The sequence below is a fragment of the Pseudoroseomonas ludipueritiae genome, assembly GCF_014490445.1.
Lineage (GTDB): Bacteria > Pseudomonadota > Alphaproteobacteria > Acetobacterales > Acetobacteraceae > Pseudoroseomonas > Pseudoroseomonas ludipueritiae.
On sequence record NZ_JACTUZ010000290.1, the window covers coordinates 1 to 2,368 of the forward strand.

2 protein-coding genes are annotated in these 2,368 nt (G+C 73.1%); both read right to left on the reverse strand.

Annotated features, from left to right (window positions below):
• On the reverse strand, positions 1 to 540 hold a 540-nt coding region (locus IBL25_RS25655; protein ID WP_238940670.1), incomplete at its 3' end, for a response regulator.
• A gap of 2 nt (positions 541 to 542) precedes the next feature.
• Positions 543 to 2,368: hybrid sensor histidine kinase/response regulator (locus IBL25_RS25660; protein ID WP_187781276.1), on the reverse strand; the 1,826-nt coding region annotated here is incomplete at its 5' end.

A 2,368-nucleotide genomic window follows, 5' to 3' on the forward strand; every position in this document is an offset into this window, starting at 1 on the left:
CGCGATGGCCAGCACCGCCGGCTGCTGCGGCGGCCGCTGCGACGGCTCGGGATGCGGCGCGCGCGGGCGGGCGGCCAGGTTGCCGCGCTGCCGGATCACCGGCACCTGGCTCATGATGTAGAGCTGGGTGCGGATGGTTTCCGCGATCTGCTCATGCCCGCCGGTCTCGATTCCCACCGGCTTCTCCACCACCGAGAGCGCGCCGGCCTTCAGCGCGTTCATGGAGATGCCGAAGGTGGAATCCCGCACGCTGTCGGCGATGACGACGATGGGCGTCGGCTGTTCCGCCATGATGCGCCGCGTGGCCTCCAGCCCGTCCATGCCGGGCAGGCGGATATCCATCGAGATCACGTCCGGCTTCACGCGCGGCAATTCCCGCAGCGCCTCCTCGGCCGAGTCCACGGCGGCGGCCAGCACCAGGCGCGGATCGCCCGAGACGATATGCGCGAGCAGCCGCCGCACCACCGCCGAATCCTCGACGATCATGACGCGGACGGGCGGGCGGGTCGGAAAGCCCGTGGGGAAAACAGGATCGGGCATGGTCACAGCATCTGGCCAATGGTGGCCAGCAACTCCCGCTGATCGAATTTCTGCTTGGCGAGATAGGCGCCGGCGCCGAGGTCCAGCCCCCGCCGCACATCCTCGGGCGCGGCGCGGGAGGTCATCAGGATCACCGGCAGCGGCGCCAGGCGCGGGTCGGTCTTGATGGCCTGCAACAGCGCATAGCCGTCCATGCGTGGCATCTCGACATCCGCCACCACCAGGTCCACCACCGCGTCGCCGGAGCGCAGCAGGTTCAGCGCGTCCAGCCCGTCGACGCTGAGCAGCACGCGGTAGCCCTGCGCTTCCAGGATGCTCTTCTCCAGCGTCCGGGTGGTGATGGAATCGTCCACCACCAGGATGGTGGCGGCGGCGGCGCGTTCCTCCGCCCCGCTGCCCTCCAGGCCGAGCATGCCGGCGGCAAGGTGCCCCTCGTCCCGCAGCCAGCGGCCGACCAGGCCCTCCGGGCTCAGCACCAGGGCAGGGGTTTCGCCTTCGCGCGGCGCGATGCCGCTGAGCAGTTCGGTATCGACGCCAGGCGCATCGAGGCTGTCCACCAGCAGGGTGCGGACATCCCGCGCGGCATTGACGGCCAGCGCGCAGCGGCGGGTGCCGCGGCGCAGCAGCACAGCGTTCACATGGCCGGCTTCGACCGGAATGGCGGCCTGGGACGAGCCAAGCAGGGCGGCAAGAGCGATCACGGGGGCGATAACGTCCTGCCCCCCCGCCGCGATGCGCGTCACGGGCCGCCCTTCCACACTTTCTACGGCCGACACGGGCAGCCGCAGCAGCCGCTCGATTCCATGGCTGGGCAGGCCATAGGTCTGGCCTTCCGCTTCCACCAGCAGCAGCTTCTGCCGCGCGGCGGAGAAGGGCACGGCGATCTCCACTTCCGTGCCGCCGCCCCGGCGGGCGCGCATCAGCGTGGTGCCGCGCAGCCGCCGCGCCGCTTCCGCCACCACCGAGAGCCCCATGCCACGGCCGGAAAGCCGGTCCACCGCCGGGGCGGTGGAAAAGCCGGGCTCGAAGACCAGGGAGAGCAGGCGGTCCGGCGGCGGTGGCGCCGACCAGGGGGAGCGCTCCGGCAGCAGGCCCTGGCGGATGGCGGTGGCCTCGATGCGCGCGAGGTCCGGGCCGCGCCCGTCATCTGCCACCGTCAGCAGCAGCAGCCCGCCCCGGCCGGAGAGGCGCAGCGAGACCTCGGCGCGTTCCGGCTTGCCCCGGGCGCGGCGCTGTTCCGGCTGCTCGATGCCATGGCTGATGGCATTGCGCAGCAGGTGCAGCACCGGGTCCTTCAGGGTCTGCAGCACGCGGCGGTCGGCCTGGATGTCCATGCCTTCCAGCCGCACCGCCACATCCTGCCCGGCTTCCCGCGCCAGGTCGCGCGCCATGCGGCCCAGCGGGCCCAGCACCGTCTCGGCCGGCACCAGGGCAATGGCCTCCACCTGCTCCCGCACGCGCTGGGCGGCGGCCTCGGCGGCGAAGGTGCCGGCATGCTGTTCCCGCGCCATGCGGCCGAGGCTGCGGGAAAGGCCATCGAGCCCCCGCGCCACCTCGCGCAGCGCCGGGGCGGGGCTGGCGCGCACCGCTGTCTCCAGCGCCCGGCGCAGGCCGGAAAGCGTTTCCTCCAGGGCCCGCAGTTCGGCCTCGACCCCCGCCTGCCGGGTCACTTCCTCGGACAGCGTGTGGACGGCGACGGCCAGGGCCTCGATCTGCTCGGCATTCACCCGCAGGTATTCGACCGAGCCGGATGCGGCGGGGGCTGGCGCCTCAGCCGGCGGCGCTTCGGGCGGCGGCGGCACGGGGGCCGGCACCGGCGGTGGCGGCG